This window comes from Paenibacillus borealis, assembly GCF_000758665.1.
GTDB lineage: Bacteria > Bacillota > Bacilli > Paenibacillales > Paenibacillaceae > Paenibacillus_AQ > Paenibacillus_AQ borealis.
In genome coordinates, this window is sequence record NZ_CP009285.1 from 2,371,560 (window position 1) to 2,389,037 (window position 17,478).

A 17,478-nucleotide genomic window follows, 5' to 3' on the forward strand; every position below is an offset into this window, starting at 1 on the left:
GGGATGGCAGCATTAGTACTGGCAGCGTCAATGGCGGGCTGCGGAGTGGTCTCAAACGGTGACAATCAGAAGCAGGAGACATCCGGCGCTGCGAAGGACGGGGACAAAATTGTCATCGGCATGTCGATGGATACCTTGAAGGAAGAACGCTGGCAGAAGGACCGGGATATCTTCACGGCAAAAGTGGAGGAGCTTGGCGGTGAAGTGAAGGTGCTGGCTGCAAACGGCGATGACGCTACCCAGCTAAGCCAGGCGGAACAGCTGATCTCTCAAGGCGTGGATGTGCTTGTGGTTATTGCCCATAACGCGGAAGCAACGGCTCCGATCGTTGAGAAGGCTCACAAGGAAGGCATCAAGGTCATCGCCTATGACCGTCTGATCAATAATGCCGAGGTAGACTATTATATCTCGTTTGATAACGTGCGTGTCGGAGAATTCCAGGCTCAGGCGGTCATTGATAAGGCTCCTAAAGGCAATATCGTCTATATCGGCGGTGCAGATACGGATAACAATGCCCATATGTTCAAAGAAGGGGCCATGAATATCCTGAAGCCGCTTGAAGAGAAAGGCGACATCAAAATTGTCTACGACCAGTTCTCCAAGGACTGGAAGCCGGAAGAAGCGCTCAAGAATATGGAGAATGCGCTGACCGCGAACAATAATGATGTTCAAGGAGTGGTAGCTGCCAACGACGGGACTGCCGGCGGTTCTATCCAGGCACTCACAGCACAGGGCATGGCCGGCAAAATACCGGTATCCGGCCAGGATGCTGACCTTGCGGCTGTGCAGCGCATCGCCGAAGGCACGCAGCTGATGACGGTCTACAAGCCGATCAACGCGATTGCAACGAAAGCTGCGGAAATGGCAATAGCAGCGGCTAAAGGCGAAAGTATTTCGACTGAAAAGTCAGTTAACAACGGTAAAATTGATGTTCCTTCAGTGCTGCTCGATCCGCTGGCGGTCAATAAGGATAACCTGGATGTACTGATCAAGGACGGCTTCCACAAGCTTGAGGATGTCTACAAGAATGTTCCGAAGGACCAGTGGCCGAAACAATAAGGGCGGCCTGTCCTGCAAGCAGATGCGGCGCCTGTGGCGCTACCGCATCTGCTTGCAGGTTTAAGGGCCGGAAGGAGGAACGGCAGGCATGAATGTACTTGAAATGGTGGAGATCAGCAAGACCTTCCCCGGTGTTAAGGCGCTGGACCATGTGAACTTCAAGGTCAAGCAAGGGGAGATTCACGCATTATGCGGTGAGAACGGCGCCGGTAAATCCACACTGATGAAGGTGCTGAGCGGGCTGTACCCTGCGGGGACGTATGGCGGGGAAATACTGATCAATGGGGAGAAGAAGTCTTTTCATAGAATAACGGATGCGGAGCAGGCCGGCATTGCGATCATTCACCAGGAGCTGGCGCTCGTGAAGGAAATGACGGTCGGCGAGAACATCTTTCTGGGGGCAGAGCCGGTGAAGCGGGGGGCGATCCAGTGGAATGAGCTGTACCATCAGGCTTCACTGTGGCTCAAGAAGGTCGGGTTGAATCTGCCGCCGGACACGAAGATCGGCAATCTCGGGATCGGCCAGCAGCAGCTGGTGGAGATCGCCAAGGCACTCTCCAAGCATACCAAGATCCTTATTCTGGATGAACCGACGGCAGCCCTGACCGAGAGTGAGGTGTCCATCCTGATGGGCATTCTGAACCAGCTGCGGCGGGAGGGGGTTACCTGTGTCTATATCTCCCACAAAATGCCGGAAGTATTCGCGCTGGCTGACTCCATCACAGTGCTGCGCGACGGGCGGACGGTAGCTACACTTGACCGCAAGGAGACAAATGACGACCAGATTGTTTCCCTAATGGTTGGACGTGAGCTTACGGAGAGATATCCGCGGGTGGAGCATTCGCCCGGGGAGAAGGTGCTTGAGGTCAGGGATTATAATGTGTGGCACCCGGAGAAGCGCCAGCAGAAGGTGCTCCGTGATATTGACTTTACACTCCGTGAGGGTGAGATTCTGGGGATTGCCGGATTGATGGGGGCAGGACGCACGGAGCTTGTCAGCAGCCTGTTCGGTGCCTATGGAGGCCGGGCCGAAGGGACTGTACTGATCGAAGGGCAACCCATTAAGATCCGTTCCATAGCCGATGCGATCAAGGCGGGCATTGCCCTGGTGACGGAAGACCGTAAACGCCAGGGACTGGTCATGGGGATGGATGTCAAAAGAAACACCACGTTAGCCACACTGGGCAAAGTCGCAAAGCTGGGAGTCATCAATGAGAATGAGGAAATCAAGTGGGCAGAACGGTATGTGCAGGATCTGAAGACCAAAACAGCTTCGCTGGAGACGCAGGTAGGCACACTGTCCGGGGGGAACCAGCAGAAGGTGGTCATCGGCAAATGGCTGATGAGTGGCCCCAAAATTCTGATTATGGACGAACCCACCCGGGGAATCGATGTCGGGGCGAAGTACGAAATATATAATCTGATGAACCAACTGGTGGAGCAGGGAGTGGCCATTATTATGATCTCCTCGGAGCTTCCGGAGGTGCTCGGCATGAGCGACCGGATTCTGGTGATGTGTGAAGGGCAGTTTGTGCGGGAATATGATTGGCGGGAAGCAACGCAGGAGAATATTATGCTGGCCGCTACGGGAGGTAGATAGAGATGCAGCTGCAAAAAGAGCTTAAGGAACCTGAAGCGGTTCCGTCTGCCGGAGGATCGCGCTTAAGCGGCTTGTTCGGCAAAATGGATATGCGTGCGTACACGATGATTGGCGCATTGATTCTGATCTGGGTCTTGTTCGGAGTGCTGAGTCCGACCTTCCTGACCTCACGGAATCTGTCTAATCTGTTCACACAGATGTCGGTGACCTCTATTCTGGCCATCGGCATGGTGCTGGTCATCGTGGCAGGGCATATCGATCTGTCGGTCGGCTCCATTGTCGGATTGACCGGCGGGATGGCGGCTATACTCAGCAATTGGCTGGAGCTGCCGGCTATCGTAGTCATTCTTGGCACACTGGCTGCTGGTGCGGTGCTGGGCCTGATTCAGGGCTGGCTGGTGGCATATAAAATGATTCCCGCCTTCATCGTCACCCTCGGGGGGATGATGGTGTTCCGTGGCGTGCTGATGGGCGTGACCGAGTCGATGACCATTCCGGTGTCCGATCCGGTGCTGGCCCTGCTCGGCAATGCTTATTTTGCCCCGGGCTTCGGAATCATTCTGGGTGTAATCGCGGTGGCTCTGCTGCTCTTGAGCGCATTCAATAAACGCCGCTCCCGCAAGAAATACGGCTTCGCCATCGCCCCGCTAGGCCTCGACATCGCCAAGATAACAGGACTCGCTCTGCTGGTAGTGGTTTTTGTAGCCGTAATGAACAACTATAAGGGCATTCCGTTCCCGATTATATTCGTAATTGTCCTGGCGGCCATCTTCTATTTCCTCTCGACCAAGACCACCTTCGGCCGTCATATCTATGCGATAGGCGGCAATATTGAGGCTGCGCGCCTCTCCGGCATTAACATCAAGCGCAAATCGATGCTGATCTTCGTGCTGAGCGGACTGCTCGGTTCGATCGCCGCCATCGTGCTGACTTCCCGCCTGGCTTCGGCTACCATCACTGCCGGTAATATGGCGGAGATGGACGCTATCGCCGCCTGTGTCATCGGGGGCACCTCACTGATGGGCGGAGCCGGCACAGTCATCGGCGCCATTATCGGGGCGCTGGTGATGACCTCGCTTGATAACGGGATGTCGCTGATGGGACTGGAATCCTTCTGGCAATATGTCGTCAAAGGCTCGATTCTGGTCATTGCCGTCTGGCTGGATATTTCCGGCCGCAGCAAGGGTGTGAAGTAGCAGCAGCTTTAGCCGGGCAACAAGTTTCAGCAGAACAACCAATAAGCCGGTCAAGGACAATGGGATCAGTCCCATGGTTGTCCCTGGCCGGCTTTTTGCTGTACATATAGAGCTGCTTATTCGACAATAATCTTGGCGCTCATCTCACTGTGGCCGGAGCCGCACATGATCGCGCAGGTCACCTCGAAGGTTCCGGCCTCCTCGGGGAGAATGACCCGGGAGGAATCCTTGGCGTCCAGCCGCAGCTTCATCTCAGGCACAAGAATGCCGTGGTTGCCGCTCTCATTTTTGAAGGTGATTTTGACAGGTACGCCCTTCTTCAGGTGGTATTCTTTCTGGTCAAAGCTGTAGTTAGTTGCTGTAATAACGAGTTCTTCTTCCGCCGTAAGATTGGTCCCGGCCGCTGCGTTGTCAACGCTGTCAGAATTGCTGCTGCTGTTAGATCCGCAAGCCGTAAGTATAAGTGCAAACACAATAGAACAAAGAATAGCCGTCTTCCTGATCATATGCATCCTCCTAAAAGTTGTGTAATGAGTTTGGATAACAGGTGACCATAGCATAGCTCAAATCCGGATGGTTGTCTTGGATAATCTGTGAGAATTTGTTTGACCCGAAGCTCACTCCAAAGTTTGTCGAAAATTGCAAAAATATGATGCAAAAACAATTAAAATTTATTATAATTAAAGCTAGTATAATGAAAGCTCATATTATTTGGTTAGAAGTAGGGGATCCACATTATTATAGCCCATGAATCGATAAGTTCGGAGAAATGGCACCGCAGAATATTAAACGGGTACTGGATTATTGTGCTCTGTATGCTGGCTGCCCAATTTATTTTTATGCTGTCCTCCCACTCCGCTGAGACTAAGACCATCCTCATCCCCAGTAAGGGCCACTTATTCATTGCTTGCAATCTGATGATCATTACAGCTATGGCTGCTGCCGAGATTTGGCTGCGTATGGCCCTTCATTATCATAAGCAGGCCGTCGTGATCTGCGGATTCATTGTTTCTTATCTGATGTATTTTGTGCTGGAGCCTTTTGTAGACGGTGCCCAGATGACCCTTATGATGCCGATTATGATTGCCCTGATCTATTTCGACCAGCGGTTGCTGTACTATCTGGGGGTATTCAGCACAATATTCTATAGCGGGATTTATTTCGGGCTTGAGCGGCCGCTGCTGGACAAGCCGCTGCTGGAGTTTCTGATGGTGGAATGTGTGTTTATTGTGTTCGCCGTGATGGCGCAGGCGGTCATTATCCGGGCCCGTGAGACCCGCGAGTATCTAGAGCAATTGACGAAGTCGGAGCAGGGGCTGATGGTGGAACGGGCGATTTCTGACAAGCTGCTGAAGATCGATGCGCTTACCGGCCTGTACAATCACAAAACCTTTCATGAATATCTCGACTCCCTGCTGGAGCAATGCGAGAGCAACGGGCTCAGGCTGCAGCTGGCGCTGTTTGATATCGACAACTTCAAGCGTGTGAATGATACGTACGGACACTGGGTCGGCGATCTCGTGCTCAAGGAGGTGGCTGCGAAGGTGAACGGTCTGATCGGGCTGAATGATTTCGCGGCAAGATACGGCGGTGAAGAGTTTGCGGTGATTTTTACGGAAAAAAGCCTTCAGGAAGCCTACGCTTCCGTCGAGGAGATGCGGGTGAACATTGCCGCAATGGAGCATCCCTATGCCGGAGGTAAGCCGATAACGGTCAGTATCGGATTCTGCAATTATCAGCTTGGGGACGGCAAGGAGATGCTGTTCCGCAAGACCGACGATGCGCTGTATACGGCCAAACGGGGCGGTAAAAATGCTGTCGTCACTGCTGCTGTCACCCATGACGGCGGTCCGATTGTGTCCTATGCGTAAATATTATTTTTAAAAATTTTTTATTTACAAAAAACCCCCAGCGTCCGGTATAATCCGGGATTGGGGGTTTCGTTGTCTGCGCGCGGCAGAGGAGCGTTATTTACCCGCTTCAAATGGAGTGGATACCGGCAGGAAGAGGTCGATAATACCAATGACCAGGGCTGCGAGCAGCGCTCCGAGAATGGTGACACTGACCCCGCTCACAATGAACTGGGCAATCCAGATGACCAGGGCGCTGACCAGGAAGCCGACGATACCGCGGCCGAAGGGCGTTGTTTTTTTGCCGAAGATGCCCTCAACAACCCAGCCGAGCAGAGCGATAACCAGCGCAAGCATGAGTGCGCTCCAGAACCCTCCAACCGTGAATTGCGGGACAATCCAGCCGACCACCATCAGAACGATTGCCGCGACCACGAAACGTACCACATGACCTAAGAATCTCACCTAACTAACCTCCTTTGGCGTTCGCGTAAGGATATGTGCGTTGTTATTGTGGCCCTCAGCCGCTTTTCTATGCCCAGAAATCATACCCAAATAGCGAAACCGGGATAAATTAGGTATAATGTAACCATCTATGAAGGGAGCTGTGACGGTAATTGGACGACAAAATTTTGCATACGCTTGAATATCGCAAGATTTTAAATAAATTGATGCAGTATACACAGACGCCGATGGGCCGGCTCACCGCTGAGCTGCTGAAGCCTTCCGGGGATTTCGAAGGGGTGAAGCTGCTCCTGCAGGCTACGGATGAAGCTGCTAATGTCGACCGGCTGAAGGGCATTCCTTCCTTCCGCGGTGTGACTGACATCAAGCCCGCGCTGAAACGCGCTTCGATCGGCGGGATGCTGGGTACCACTGAACTGCTCTCTGTCGGCAATACGATTGGCGGAGCACGCAGAGTGAAACGGTTCCTCGGGGCGATGCATGAGGATGAGAAGATTCCTATGCTGTTCGCACAGAGCGATCTGCTGTCTGAGCAGAAGCATGTGGAGGATGCCATCCGCCAGTGTATTGACGAGAATGCGGACGTCATGGATTCGGCCAGTACGGAACTGGCCTCTATCCGCCGTGAGCTTCGCGGCGGTGAGACCCGGATCCGCGAGAAGCTGGATTCCATGATCCGCTCTTCTTCGGTATCGAAGATGCTGCAGGATCAGCTTGTGACGATCCGTGGTGACCGTTTTGTCATTCCGGTCAAAGCAGAGTACCGTGCCCATTTCGGCGGCATTGTGCATGATCAGTCCGGCTCCGGGGCGACGCTGTTCATTGAGCCGGAATCGATTGTGGCGATGAATAACAAGCTGCGCGAGACACGGCTGCGGGAGGAGCGGGAGATCGAGATCATCCTGCACCGCCTGACCGCACTCGTGGGCGATATTGCGGAAGAGATGGCTTATGATATCGATATTCTCGGCGAACTGGATTTCATCTTCGCCAAAGCGCGTCTGGCACGCGATATGAAGGCTACCCAGCCGCGTATGAATGACCGCGGATATCTGCGCCTGCGCAAAGGGCGCCATCCGCTTATCCCTGCAGAGCAGGTCGTGCCGCTAGATGTGGAGCTGGGGAACCACTACAGCTCAATCATTGTGACCGGTCCGAACACAGGCGGTAAGACGGTTACGCTGAAGACGATTGGCCTGCTCAGCCTGATGGTGATGTCGGGGTTGTTCATTCCGGCAGAGGAAGGCAGCCAGATGTGTGTCTTCGATGCGATCTATGCCGACATTGGCGATGAGCAGAGCATTGAGCAGAGTCTGAGTACCTTCTCCAGCCATATGACCAATATTATCTCCATTCTGAAGCGGATGACTCCGAAGAGTCTGATCCTGCTCGATGAAGTTGGAGCAGGTACAGATCCGGCGGAAGGTTCAGCTCTGGCAATTGCCATTCTGGAGAATATCCACCGTACCGAATGCCGGATGGTGGCAACTACGCATTACAGTGAACTGAAGGCTTATGCTTATGAACGTGCAGGTGTCATCAATGCCAGTATGGAATTTGATGTGCAGAGTCTGAGTCCTACTTACCGGCTGTTAGTCGGCGTGCCGGGACGAAGCAATGCGTTCGCCATTGCCGAGCGTCTGGGGATGCCGAATGCTATTCTTGAGCATGCGCGCGGCGAAGTCAAGGAAGAAGACATGCGCGTGGAGCACATGATTGCGTCACTCGAAGAGAACCGTCTCACTGCCGAGAATGAGCGTATACGGGCCGAGGGCCTGCGCCGTGAAGCGGAAGAATTCCGCAAGCGGCAGCAGCTGGAGCTGGAGAAGCTGGAAGGCCAGCGCGACAAACGCCTGGAGAAGGCGGAGAAGGATGCCGGCGATATCCTCGCCAAGGCGCGTAAGGAGGCCGAGGAGATCATCAGCGACCTCCGCCGCCTGGCGATGGAGGAAGGGGCGTCCGTCAAGGAGCACAAGCTGATCGAAGCGCGCCGGAGACTGGATGAAGCGGAGCCTGCACCGCGTAAGAAGGTTGTCACCCGCACTGCCACTAAGGCGCCGCGGAAGATTCAGCCCGGGGATGAAGTCAAGGTGGCGAATGTGAACCAGAAGGGCCTAGTTGTAGAGCTGAGCGGTGCCAAGGAAGCCGTTGTGCAGTTCGGCATCATGAAGATGAAGGTCAACCTTAGTGATCTGGAGTTCCTGGCCTCCGCACCGGATGCACCTCCGCCGGCACTGCGCCGGGCCACGACAGTCAAACGCACGCGCGATGAGAATGTCCGCACCGAGCTCGATCTGCGCGGGGCCAATCTGGAAGAAGCCATCATGGAGACCGACCGCTTCATCGACGAAGCGTTCCTCGGTAATCTTGGGCAGATCTCGATCATTCACGGTAAAGGTACGGGAGTCCTGCGGACAGGGATACAGGAGTATCTGCGCAAGCATAAGCATGTCAAAAGCTACCGGCTTGGGAATTACAACGAAGGCGGCGCAGGCGTGACGGTAGCTGAACTGCAGTAGATCCGGCAGAAAGAGGGAGAGTTATGCAAGAAAATATTGATCTTTTGCTGGATCACCCGCTGGGAGCGCTGCTCGGCTACTTCACTGTGGCCATATTGGGCCTGGTGGTATTCCTGTCCTTCTTTGAAATGGTGACTAAATATAACTGCTGGGAAGAAATCCGCAAGGGGAATGTGGCCGTAGCCATGGCAACCGGAGGCAAAATCTTCGGAATCTGCAATATTCTGCGCTTCAGCATTGAAGCGGGAGCATCGATCTATGAGACCATGAAATGGTCGGTTGTAGGTTTCCTGCTGCTGCTGCTGGCTTACTTTCTGTTTGAATTTCTCACCCCCGTATTTTCGATTGATGACGAGATTGCCGCGGATAACCGGGCCGTGGGACTGACAGCGCTGCTGATCTCCGTTTCATTGTCCTATGTCATCGGCGCCGCTATATTTTGAAATAGGGAGCAGGAAATTATGAAGATTCTCGTTCGGGTTCTGTTCTTTTCCGCTCTGGCGTTTATAGCGGCCGGCATCATTTATTTAACAATTAACTGAACCTTATGTGAGGAACGAAGGAGATTATACAGATGGAAACGACAGTATGTCCTTGGTGCCATACCGAGATTGTATGGGATGAGGAATTTGGTCCGGAGGATACCTGTCCTCATTGCAATAATGAGCTTAGCGGTTACCGCACGGTTACTATCGGGGCGGATGATCTGGAAGATGAAGAGCTGGTGGCTGAGGATGCTTCCGGCGAGGAAGAGGCCGGTGACGAGAATTTATGGGATGACGACGATAAGGATAGTGTCGTACCTATTTTCAACACCCTGGTCCAGTTCGGCGACGATTATGATCTGACGCGTTATGAGCAGAGTGTCTCGTCCATTCTGGCTGCACAGCTGGAAGCGCCGGAATGTCCGCAATGCCATGAGCTGATGATCCACTCCGGCACGCAGCAGGTAAGCGGATTTACCCCGGCAACGCCGGAAGCGCTGGGCGGCGGAGCCGTACTGAAACCGCCCTTCTCGCTGAATCTGTTCGTGTGTCCTTCCTGCTTCCATGTGCAGCACAGTCTGGCGCAGGAAGACCGTATCCAGCTTGTGCGCAATCTTAGCACTGCACCTCAGTAAGCTTCGGATTCATGCTTTCCCTGCGATTTGGACATGTTAGTTATACATGAGGTGTCCAGAATAGCAGGGAGGTATAGCATGAGAGGTTTATTACGGAACCAGGCAGCGCTGCTGCTTGCCGTGGGCGGGCTCTACCTGCTGGCTACAGTGCTGGCAGGTACTTTTTTGAATGTGTATTTGTGGAAAAGCCGTCAGAACTTCACGATGATCGGCTGGTTTACGGTTGCCCAGCAAATCGCAGTCGGCTTAAGCTTCTGGCTGGGCGGCAAATGGGTGAAGGAGCATAACAAAATGAATGCCCTGCGGCTGGGAATTGCCGTTTCGGGCTTTTTTTATTTGCTGGTGCTCTGGCTGCGCGGAGACGCTGTACATTATATTTGGCCGCTGGGACTCATTCTCGGACTCTCGATCGGGTTCTACTGGCTGGCCTTTAATATTGTTTTCTTTGAGATTACCGAGGCGGGCAACCGTGATTTCTTCAACGGCTGGATGGGGCTGCTGGGTTCGCTGACGGGCATTGTGGGTCCGTGGGTGTCCGGGGTGCTGATCTCCCACTGGCAGGGAGAGCGCGGATATCGTATCGTATTTATTCTATCGCTCTGCATCTATGGAGTGGCTGCTGTACTCAGCTTCGGGCTGGAGAAGCGGCCGCGCGGCGGAACCTACCTGTGGCTGGAGCCATGGCGCGAGCTTAGCCGCAAGGAGAGCCCATGGCGGCCGGCTGCGGCTGCGCTAATGTTCCAGGGAGTACGGGAGGGCGTATTTTCGTTCCTGATCGGATTGCTGGTCTACATTGCGGCCCGGGAGGAGAGTAAGCTTGGGCAGTTCGCGCTGATAACCTCGGCAGTTTCGTTGATCAGCTACTATGCGGCGGGTAAATGGTTCAAGCCCGGTACCCGTTTCAAGGGGATGCTGGCCGGAAGTCTGCTGCTGGTCGCTTTCATTCTGCCGCTTCTGTGGAAGGTGAATTACACCACTCTGCTTATTATGGGTATTGGAACCTCGCTGTGCATCCCGCTCTACATGCTGCCGATGACTTCTACGAGTTTCGACCTGATGGGTGTATCCGAAGAAAGTGCCGCCAAACGGGTGGAACTGGTTGTGCTTAGAGAGCTGAGCCTGATGACCGGGCGGCTGATAGGCCTGTTTATGTTCATCGCAGTGCTCTCGGTCAATCAGTCCCCGCAGGCTGTCACTCTGCTTATGCTGCTGCTGGGTACGGCACCGCTGGGCGGCTGGCTGGTGCTGCGGCGGTTGCTGAAGCAGGGGGGCGGGGCTTGAGCATTCTTAAGGTTCATGGAAGAGGAGGGAGCTATACCCTTGGCCAAGAAAAAAAACTACAGCCTAAGGACAACGGTAGCGGTGATGGTATCTGCTGTAGTATTTCTGGTTCTACTGGTCTTATATATTATATTCAGTAATCTGATTATTCCGCAGACCCGGCATGCACTGGAGGATAAAGCAGTTACGATTGCCCGCACGATTGCATTAATGCCGCTGCTGTCAGAAGGCTTAAGCGAAGGGGACAGCAAGGGGATTCAAGCCTATACCTCCAAGATTACACGCCGCAATGATATTTTGTTTGTCGTGGTGATGGATATGAACAGCATCCGCTATTCGCATCCGGATGCCTCCAAGGTCGGGCTGCCTTTTGTAGGAGGCGGGCAGGAGGCTGCGCTTCGCGGACAAGAGAGTATCTCTGAAGGAACGGGGACGCTCGGAAACTCGTTGCGGGCATTTGTGCCGGTCTATGACGGAAGAGGACATCAGCTCGGTGTCGTGGTAGCTGGATTGTCTATGGACCGGGTCGAGCGTCTGGTCCGGCAGAACGAATGGACGATTATTGCCATTCTGGTCTCAGGGGCTCTGCTTGGAGCCGGTGGGGCGTTTGTTCTGGCCAGGAGAATCAAGCAGATGATGTTCGGCATGGAACCGGCGGATATTTCTAAGCTCCTGCAGGAACGCAGCGCCATGCTGGAATCGATCCGCGAGGGGATTATTGCAATTGACCAGGAAGGGCGCATCACACTTATCAATATGGAGGCGCACCGGCTCCTCAAGGCGGCAGGGATTACCGGAGCTGTCGTAAACCGTCAGATCGCCGATTACTGGCCGGAGCTGCGTCTGGAGCATGTGCTGGCCAGCGGGGAAGGCAGGCAGGACCAGGAACTGGAGCTGGGCGGCATCTCACTGCTCGTAAGCAGCCTGCCGGTCCGCGTGGACGGTGAGATTGCCGGAGCCATAGCGACGTTTCGCGACAAGACTGAACTGGAAGTGCTGGCGGAACGGCTGTCGGGTATTTCTGTCTATGCAGATGCTCTGCGGGCGGGTGCCCACGAGTTCATGAACAAGCTCCATGTCATTATGGGCATGACGCATATGGGCCTGTATGATGAACTGCAGCAGTATATTCTGGGAACAGCAAGTAACTACCAGAAGGAGATCGGGGCCATCACGAGACAGATTAAGGACCCGGTTATGGCGGGTTTTCTGCTGGGGAAGCTGAGCCGGGCGCGCGAATCGGGAATTGAACTGCTGCTGGCGGAAGAATGTTATCTGCCGGAGCCTGAAGATCCTCAGGTGATTCATGAGCTGATAACCATTGCCGGTAATTTACTGGATAATGCGATGGAAGCGCTGGGAGGGTCCGGGCCGGGTGAACATGGCAGAGGCGAACATAACAGAGGTGAACACAACAGCAAGCAGATTGAACTTGCTTTTCACTATGAAAAGGGGCGGCTGCTGTGTGAGGTTAGCGACAACGGCCCGGGGATTCCGGAAGCGCTCCGGGAACAGATTTTTGCCCAGGGCTTCTCCTCCAAGGGGGAACACCGGGGAATCGGGCTGTATTTGGTCAGGAAGAGCGTGGACAAACTGCAGGGACATCTGCACATTGCCGCCAATGACGGACCGGGAACCACATTTATCGTTGATGTGCCATACGCTGCAAAGGGTGAGGAGAATCTATGAACATTAAAGTGCTGATTGTAGAAGATGACCCAATGGTTGCGAAATTTAACCGCCATTATCTCGAACAGATTCAGGGCTTCGAGTTCGCGGGCTGGGCCGCTTCAGGAGATGAGGCTTTGAAGATGCTGGCCGGCCAGGACATCGATCTCATGCTGCTGGATATCTATATGCCCCATACAAGCGGTCTGCAGCTGCTGTCCTCTCTAAGGGAGCAGGGGAGCAAGGTGGATATTATTGTGATTTCCGCGGCCAGTGATAATGCCAGTATCCGTAAAGCGCTGCAGAACGGGGCGGTGGATTACCTGATCAAGCCATTTGAGTTTGCCCGTTTTCAAGCGGCTTTGTCGGCATACCGTGAGAACTTTCAGCTAATGCATAAGGAGCATCTGAGCCAGGAACAGCTGGATAAGCTGCTGCGCCATTCCGTTCACGAGGCAGAAGAAGACAAAGTTTCGGTGCTAACTTTACCGAAAGGTCTTACAGAAGGCACGCTAGAGAGTATCTGGAGTACGATCAACCGGCTGCAGAGCCCGGTATTCTCCACTGAAGATATCAGCAGCCACGCACCGATCTCGCGGATATCCGTCCGCAAATATCTGGCTTTTCTGACTGAGGCAGGCATTCTGGAGATGGAGCTCAGCTACGGTGCGGTAGGCAGACCGGTGTATATGTACAAGGTGAAGCCGGAGGGACATGAACTTATAAGTAGATATTTATAAGCGGACAGAGCGTTAGGGGGACCTTCGGGTCCTTTTTTTGACCACACTTTACTCCCCACTAACCAATCAGTTGCTTGGCGGGAGAATAGAATTCACTTCATTCATCATTAGTGAAGCGATGTATCCGATATGTTGTACGAATTACAACTTGGGTTTATGTATACCAGGGTGTTAGGGAGGAATGTTGTACAAAATACAAGAATTGACCTGCTAGAACACTTAAAAGAGGAGAATTGCTGCCTTTTATACAACATTTTTCGATTATGGAAGATAATATAAATGAAATGTTGTATTTTGAGCAGGATTTTAAGGATAAGAACTGCTGGAGCGATAGCGTACGCCTGATAGTTTGACCAGGGCACGCTATCTACAGCATCAGTTATACCGTTTCGCATGCAGCTGCACTAATTAGGCAAAAGCCAGTTTCAACGCCTGCGGCTGGAATGAACCCATAATCTTATAAGCCTTTAAATGCGGGTTGTTCATATCGTTATCGTAAATAATCATATGCTGCTTGCCCTTCAGAATGATATCAAACCGCTGCTTCCGGTCAGCCTGTACGATGGTAATATAATAGCTGTATTTGTTGTCGGTGCTTACATTCCGTGCTGATTTCATTAATTTGACGTCAGCGAAATCCTCACATATTTGTTTGATAGCCTCAGGTTCAGTAACCACAATATCCTTCTGTTCGCCGGGAACAGAGGACAGACGGGTAATTTCAAGTGAGGCGATGTCTTCCAGCCGGATGGTTCTGGCCACCACTTTTTTGAATGAAGTGTAGCGGTTGGCTGTATAGGTCATTAGAGAAACACCTGCTGCTGTCAGGATTGCGCCGGCAAGCATATATTTTTTGCTTTTTTCCATGGTTCTGTTCCTCCTAGTCATACGATTGTGTAAGTCCCAATTATAAATCTATAGACTCGTCCACGCAAATTCAGTTACTTTAATTACTAAACGGTTTCTTTAATTACGTAAGCTTCCAAGTACGGCCTGTTTGCCGCTATGATTATTGTGAAAATATGCACAAGGGGGCAAGCGTTACTATGAAAAAGAGATTAGCAGCGACTCTTATACTCGTTTTTTCCGTCATGCTGGTTATCGCAGGCTGCGGTAACAGCAATGCTAACGGAAGTGTCAATGAGAGCCAGGGCAAGAACAGCGCAACCACAGAACCTGCAGCAACCACTGCACCTAAAGAGACAGCTGAAGCCGTATCGGGAGCGTCCGAAGCGAGCTATACACCGTACGATCAGTTAAAAGATAAATATGACATCATCATTGTCGGTGCGGGCGGGGCAGGAATGTCTGCGGCGCTGGAAGCCAAAGCAAACGGCATGAACCCGGTCGTTCTGGAGAAAATGCCGGTTGCCGGCGGTAACACCACCAAATCCTCCTCGGGTATGAACGCTTCGCAGACGAAGTTCCAGAAGGAGCAGGGCATCGAGGACACCAATGATCTGTTCTATGAAGAGACTATGGCAGGCGGCCATGATACGAACAACAAGGAGCTGCTCCGCTTTTTCGTGGACAATTCCGCAAGTGCCATTGACTGGCTGGATTCAATCGGAATCCGTTTGAATAATATTACGATCACCGGCGGAATGAAAGAGAAGCGTACCCACCGTCCGGAAGACGGCTCTGCAGTCGGACAATACCTGGTTGCAGGACTCGTGAGAAACGTTCAGGAGCAAGGGATTCCCCTCTTCGTAAATGCGGATGTGAAGGAACTTACCGTACAGGATGGTAAGGTCAACGGCGTTAAGGTACTGTTCAACCAGGCCGATGAGAAAACAATCACCGGATCAGCAGTAATCGTAACAACCGGCGGCTTCGGGGCTAATATGGAGATGATTACCGAAGTCAGACCTGATCTCGAAGGTTATGTGACCACGAACCAGATCGGCAGCACCGGCGACGGCATCCGGATGATTGAACAGGTTGGCGGCACAACGGTAGATCTGGATCAGATTCAGGTGCACCCGACAGTACAGCAGGAGAAATCCTACCTGATCGGTGAAGCAGTCCGGGGCGAAGGGGCTATCCTCGTATCCAGCGAGGGCAAACGTTTCGGCAACGAAATGGATACCCGTGATAAAGTTACAGCTTCCATCAATACCCTTCCGGAGAAATCAGCGTATCTGGTGTTTGATTCCGGCGTGAAATCCCGCGTCAAAGCGGTGGACCAGTACATCAAGATGGGTGTGGTCTTAACAGCAGATACCACCCGGGCACTGGCTGAACAAATGAACGTTCCGGCGGATCAGCTGAAGACGACAGTGGATACCTGGAACAGCGCAGTGAAGAATAAGTCGGATGCGGAATTCGGCAGAACTACAGGCATGGACAATGATCTGTCCGGCGCTCCGTATTATGCCATTCAAATCGGCCCGGGAATTCACTACACCATGGGCGGTGTGGTTATTAACACCAATACAGAAGTCTTGAATAAAGACGGCAACGCGATTACAGGACTTTTTGCAGCAGGTGAAGTAGTCGGCGGATTACATGGCCAGAACCGTATCGGCGGTAACTCTGTAGCTGAGATTATTATCTTTGGACGCCAGGCAGGGATCAAATCTGCAGAATTTGTAAAAGCACAATAAGCCATTATTCCATAACTCATTGTTATCTTGATAAAGGGATGCCCCGAAGCTGCTGGCTTTGGCGGCATCCCTCTTTGCATATAATCTCTGCTTCTCCGGTATCCTCTGCCGCTTACGCCTGAATTGCCGGAGACGGTGCAGGCTTGGCCGTCCGGGTCAGTGAGAACAGCTCCAGCTCCGGGCGCTGTTTGCCGGCAAGAGTATCTGCCAGCAGCTCGGCGGCGATCATGCTGTAGACGGTTCCGTTGCCCCCATAGCCTTCAATGAAGTAGCAGTGCGGGTACTCCGGATGCGGCCCCATATAAGGCAAGCCGTCACGGGTAGAGCCGAAGACTGCTCCCCAAGAGTATTCAGCCTCTATTCCCTGAAGTTCCGGGAACAGGGCCACAAGCTCCTCCAGCAGCCGCTGGCACTGCGAGAGCACACGGATATCGCGCCGCTCGGGACTGGTAAGCTGCTCGTCCTTGCCGCCGGCAATAATCCGTCCGTCCGGCGTGGTGCGGAAATACAGATAAGGCCGCGCGGTTTCCCAGAGCAGACTTTGTTCATGCCATTTGGGAAAGCTCGTCAGGGGCTTGGTCATAATGGCATATGTATTGATCAGCTCCGCCCCCCGGTCCTTCTTCATCTCCTGGGTTTCATACCCCATAGCAAACACAACATTCTTCGCATAGATCCGCCCGTTCGCCGTATGGCAGACCACGCCGTCAGCACTATATTCGTAATTAAGGGCTTCAGTATGCTCATAGACCCGGACTCCGCCGGAGTAGGCTTTATCAATCAGGCTGTGCACGGTCCGGAACGGATTGGTCTCTGCATCTCCCCGGGAGAAGAGTGCGGCTGGTTTGGAGAAGGAATAATGCGAACGTACTTTATCCTCTTCCCAGAACTCGGAATCAAACCCGTGCCGGATCAGGTTCTCATGCTCCTGCTTAAGCGCGGGCACATCCTCAGGTACGCTGGCATACAGCAGACTGCTGCGTTCTATAATCTGCGGATCAATCTCCAGTTTGGCCGGCAGGTCGAGAATCGCGCGGACGCCCTGCTGGCACAGCTTATAGAACAGCACGCCGTTCTCTTCCCCGAAGGTATTTATGCAGGCGGTCAGCGACTTGTCATTTGCAATTTGCAGCAGTCCCGTATTGGCGTGGGAGCTTCCGCTGCCTACCGCCCTTTTGTCGATGAGTACGGTATCGGCTCCGCTGAGGGACATGCGGTAGGACATCATCGCCCCGCCCATACCGCCGCCTACAATCAGACAGTCGCAGGTGATATCCCCATCCAGCACCGGATAAACCGGCGGATGAAGCAGTGTATTTTCCCAGGGCAGCTGCCCGCTGATGAGTTTCATGGTTTGGTCGCTCCTTTTTATAA

General features: G+C 53.1%; 15 protein-coding genes. 11 read left to right on the forward strand and 4 right to left on the reverse strand.

Features of this window, described 5'->3' with window-relative positions:
* Positions 1-3 precede the first annotated feature (3 nt).
* From xylF to PBOR_RS09885, 3 genes are all read left to right on the forward strand, one after another.
* The gene (xylF, locus tag PBOR_RS09875) at positions 4-1,059 is read left to right on the forward strand and encodes a D-xylose ABC transporter substrate-binding protein (RefSeq protein ID WP_042219184.1); all 1,056 of its coding nucleotides are present in this window, start codon (positions 4-6) and stop codon (positions 1,057-1,059) included.
* Between the two features lie 88 nt (positions 1,060-1,147).
* Positions 1,148-2,659 (forward strand): xylose ABC transporter ATP-binding protein, encoded by a 1,512-nt coding sequence (locus PBOR_RS09880; protein ID WP_042211522.1) that lies wholly within the window; start codon positions 1,148-1,150, stop codon positions 2,657-2,659.
* Between the two features lie 2 nt (positions 2,660-2,661).
* Positions 2,662-3,855 carry a sugar ABC transporter permease gene (locus tag PBOR_RS09885; RefSeq protein ID WP_081971980.1) on the forward strand — a complete coding sequence of 398 codons (1,194 nt, stop codon included), beginning with the start codon at positions 2,662-2,664 and terminating at the stop codon, positions 3,853-3,855.
* A gap of 116 nt (positions 3,856-3,971) precedes the next feature.
* Here PBOR_RS09885 and PBOR_RS09890 read toward each other — a convergent pair whose 3' ends face one another.
* Positions 3,972-4,361 (reverse strand): cupredoxin domain-containing protein, encoded by a 390-nt coding sequence (locus tag PBOR_RS09890; RefSeq protein ID WP_042211523.1) that lies wholly within the window; start codon positions 4,359-4,361, stop codon positions 3,972-3,974.
* A 309-nt stretch (positions 4,362-4,670) separates the two neighbouring features.
* Between PBOR_RS09890 and PBOR_RS35375 the strand changes: the two genes are divergently transcribed.
* The gene (locus PBOR_RS35375; RefSeq protein WP_052429410.1) at positions 4,671-5,726 is read left to right on the forward strand and encodes a GGDEF domain-containing protein; all 1,056 of its coding nucleotides are present in this window, start codon (positions 4,671-4,673) and stop codon (positions 5,724-5,726) included.
* Positions 5,727-5,822: 96 nt separating this feature from the next.
* Here PBOR_RS35375 and PBOR_RS09900 read toward each other — a convergent pair whose 3' ends face one another.
* Complete coding sequence (locus tag PBOR_RS09900; protein WP_042211524.1) at positions 5,823-6,170, reverse strand: phage holin family protein; 348 nt, start codon at positions 6,168-6,170, stop codon at positions 5,823-5,825.
* Between the two features lie 152 nt (positions 6,171-6,322).
* On the opposite strand from PBOR_RS09900, the gene PBOR_RS09905 reads away from it, so the two are divergent.
* The 6 genes from PBOR_RS09905 to PBOR_RS09930 all read left to right on the forward strand — a co-directional run bounded on the left by PBOR_RS09905 (position 6,323) and on the right by PBOR_RS09930 (position 13,498).
* Positions 6,323-8,689 carry an endonuclease MutS2 gene (locus PBOR_RS09905; RefSeq protein ID WP_042211525.1) on the forward strand — a complete coding sequence of 789 codons (2,367 nt, stop codon included), beginning with the start codon at positions 6,323-6,325 and terminating at the stop codon, positions 8,687-8,689.
* A gap of 23 nt (positions 8,690-8,712) precedes the next feature.
* On the forward strand, positions 8,713-9,132 hold the full coding sequence (locus tag PBOR_RS09910; RefSeq protein WP_042211526.1) for a DUF350 domain-containing protein: 420 nt from the start codon (positions 8,713-8,715) through the stop codon (positions 9,130-9,132).
* Positions 9,133-9,263: 131 nt separating this feature from the next.
* Positions 9,264-9,809: a hypothetical protein gene (locus PBOR_RS09915; protein WP_042211527.1), complete on the forward strand. Its 546-nt coding sequence runs from the start codon at positions 9,264-9,266 to the stop codon at positions 9,807-9,809.
* A gap of 78 nt (positions 9,810-9,887) precedes the next feature.
* Complete coding sequence (locus PBOR_RS09920) at positions 9,888-11,090, forward strand: MFS transporter (protein WP_042211528.1); 1,203 nt, start codon at positions 9,888-9,890, stop codon at positions 11,088-11,090.
* Between the two features lie 39 nt (positions 11,091-11,129).
* Positions 11,130-12,779, forward strand: a complete 1,650-nt coding sequence (gene dcuS / locus PBOR_RS09925; RefSeq protein WP_099052455.1) for a DcuS/MalK family sensor histidine kinase — start codon at positions 11,130-11,132, stop codon at positions 12,777-12,779.
* On the forward strand, positions 12,776-13,498 hold the full coding sequence (locus PBOR_RS09930; protein ID WP_042211529.1) for a response regulator: 723 nt from the start codon (positions 12,776-12,778) through the stop codon (positions 13,496-13,498). The genes dcuS and PBOR_RS09930 overlap by 4 nt, the downstream gene beginning before the upstream one ends.
* A gap of 408 nt (positions 13,499-13,906) precedes the next feature.
* Here the strand turns inward: PBOR_RS09930 and PBOR_RS09935 are convergent, their stop codons facing one another.
* Entirely contained in the window at positions 13,907-14,365 is a 459-nt protein-coding gene (locus PBOR_RS09935; protein WP_042211530.1) for a hypothetical protein, read from the reverse strand.
* Between the two features lie 179 nt (positions 14,366-14,544).
* On the opposite strand from PBOR_RS09935, the gene PBOR_RS09940 reads away from it, so the two are divergent.
* Positions 14,545-16,104 (forward strand): flavocytochrome c, encoded by a 1,560-nt coding sequence (locus tag PBOR_RS09940; protein WP_042211531.1) that lies wholly within the window; start codon positions 14,545-14,547, stop codon positions 16,102-16,104.
* 112 nt (positions 16,105-16,216) lie between these two features.
* Here PBOR_RS09940 and PBOR_RS09945 read toward each other — a convergent pair whose 3' ends face one another.
* On the reverse strand, positions 16,217-17,455 hold the full coding sequence (locus PBOR_RS09945; RefSeq protein WP_042211532.1) for an NAD(P)/FAD-dependent oxidoreductase: 1,239 nt from the start codon (positions 17,453-17,455) through the stop codon (positions 16,217-16,219).
* Positions 17,456-17,478 lie beyond the last annotated feature (23 nt).

Excerpts from the sequence above, each read along its gene's own strand:
- xylF (WP_042219184.1), top strand. The coding sequence starts at position 4 with ATGGCAGCATTAGTACTGGCAGCGTCAATGGCGGGCTGCGGAGTGGTC.
- PBOR_RS09880 (WP_042211522.1), top strand. The coding sequence starts at position 1,148 with ATGAATGTACTTGAAATGGTGGAGATCAGCAAGACCTTCCCCGGTGTT.
- PBOR_RS09885 (WP_081971980.1), top strand. The coding sequence starts at position 2,662 with ATGCAGCTGCAAAAAGAGCTTAAGGAACCTGAAGCGGTTCCGTCTGCC.
- PBOR_RS09890 (WP_042211523.1), bottom strand. The coding sequence starts at position 4,361 with ATGATCAGGAAGACGGCTATTCTTTGTTCTATTGTGTTTGCACTTATA.
- PBOR_RS35375 (WP_052429410.1), top strand. The coding sequence starts at position 4,671 with ATGCTGGCTGCCCAATTTATTTTTATGCTGTCCTCCCACTCCGCTGAG.
- PBOR_RS09910 (WP_042211526.1), top strand. The coding sequence starts at position 8,713 with ATGCAAGAAAATATTGATCTTTTGCTGGATCACCCGCTGGGAGCGCTG.
- PBOR_RS09915 (WP_042211527.1), top strand. The coding sequence starts at position 9,264 with ATGGAAACGACAGTATGTCCTTGGTGCCATACCGAGATTGTATGGGAT.
- PBOR_RS09920 (WP_042211528.1), top strand. The coding sequence starts at position 9,888 with ATGAGAGGTTTATTACGGAACCAGGCAGCGCTGCTGCTTGCCGTGGGC.
- PBOR_RS09930 (WP_042211529.1), top strand. The coding sequence starts at position 12,776 with ATGAACATTAAAGTGCTGATTGTAGAAGATGACCCAATGGTTGCGAAA.
- PBOR_RS09935 (WP_042211530.1), bottom strand. The coding sequence starts at position 14,365 with ATGGAAAAAAGCAAAAAATATATGCTTGCCGGCGCAATCCTGACAGCA.
- PBOR_RS09940 (WP_042211531.1), top strand. The coding sequence starts at position 14,545 with ATGAAAAAGAGATTAGCAGCGACTCTTATACTCGTTTTTTCCGTCATG.
- PBOR_RS09945 (WP_042211532.1), bottom strand. The coding sequence starts at position 17,455 with ATGAAACTCATCAGCGGGCAGCTGCCCTGGGAAAATACACTGCTTCAT.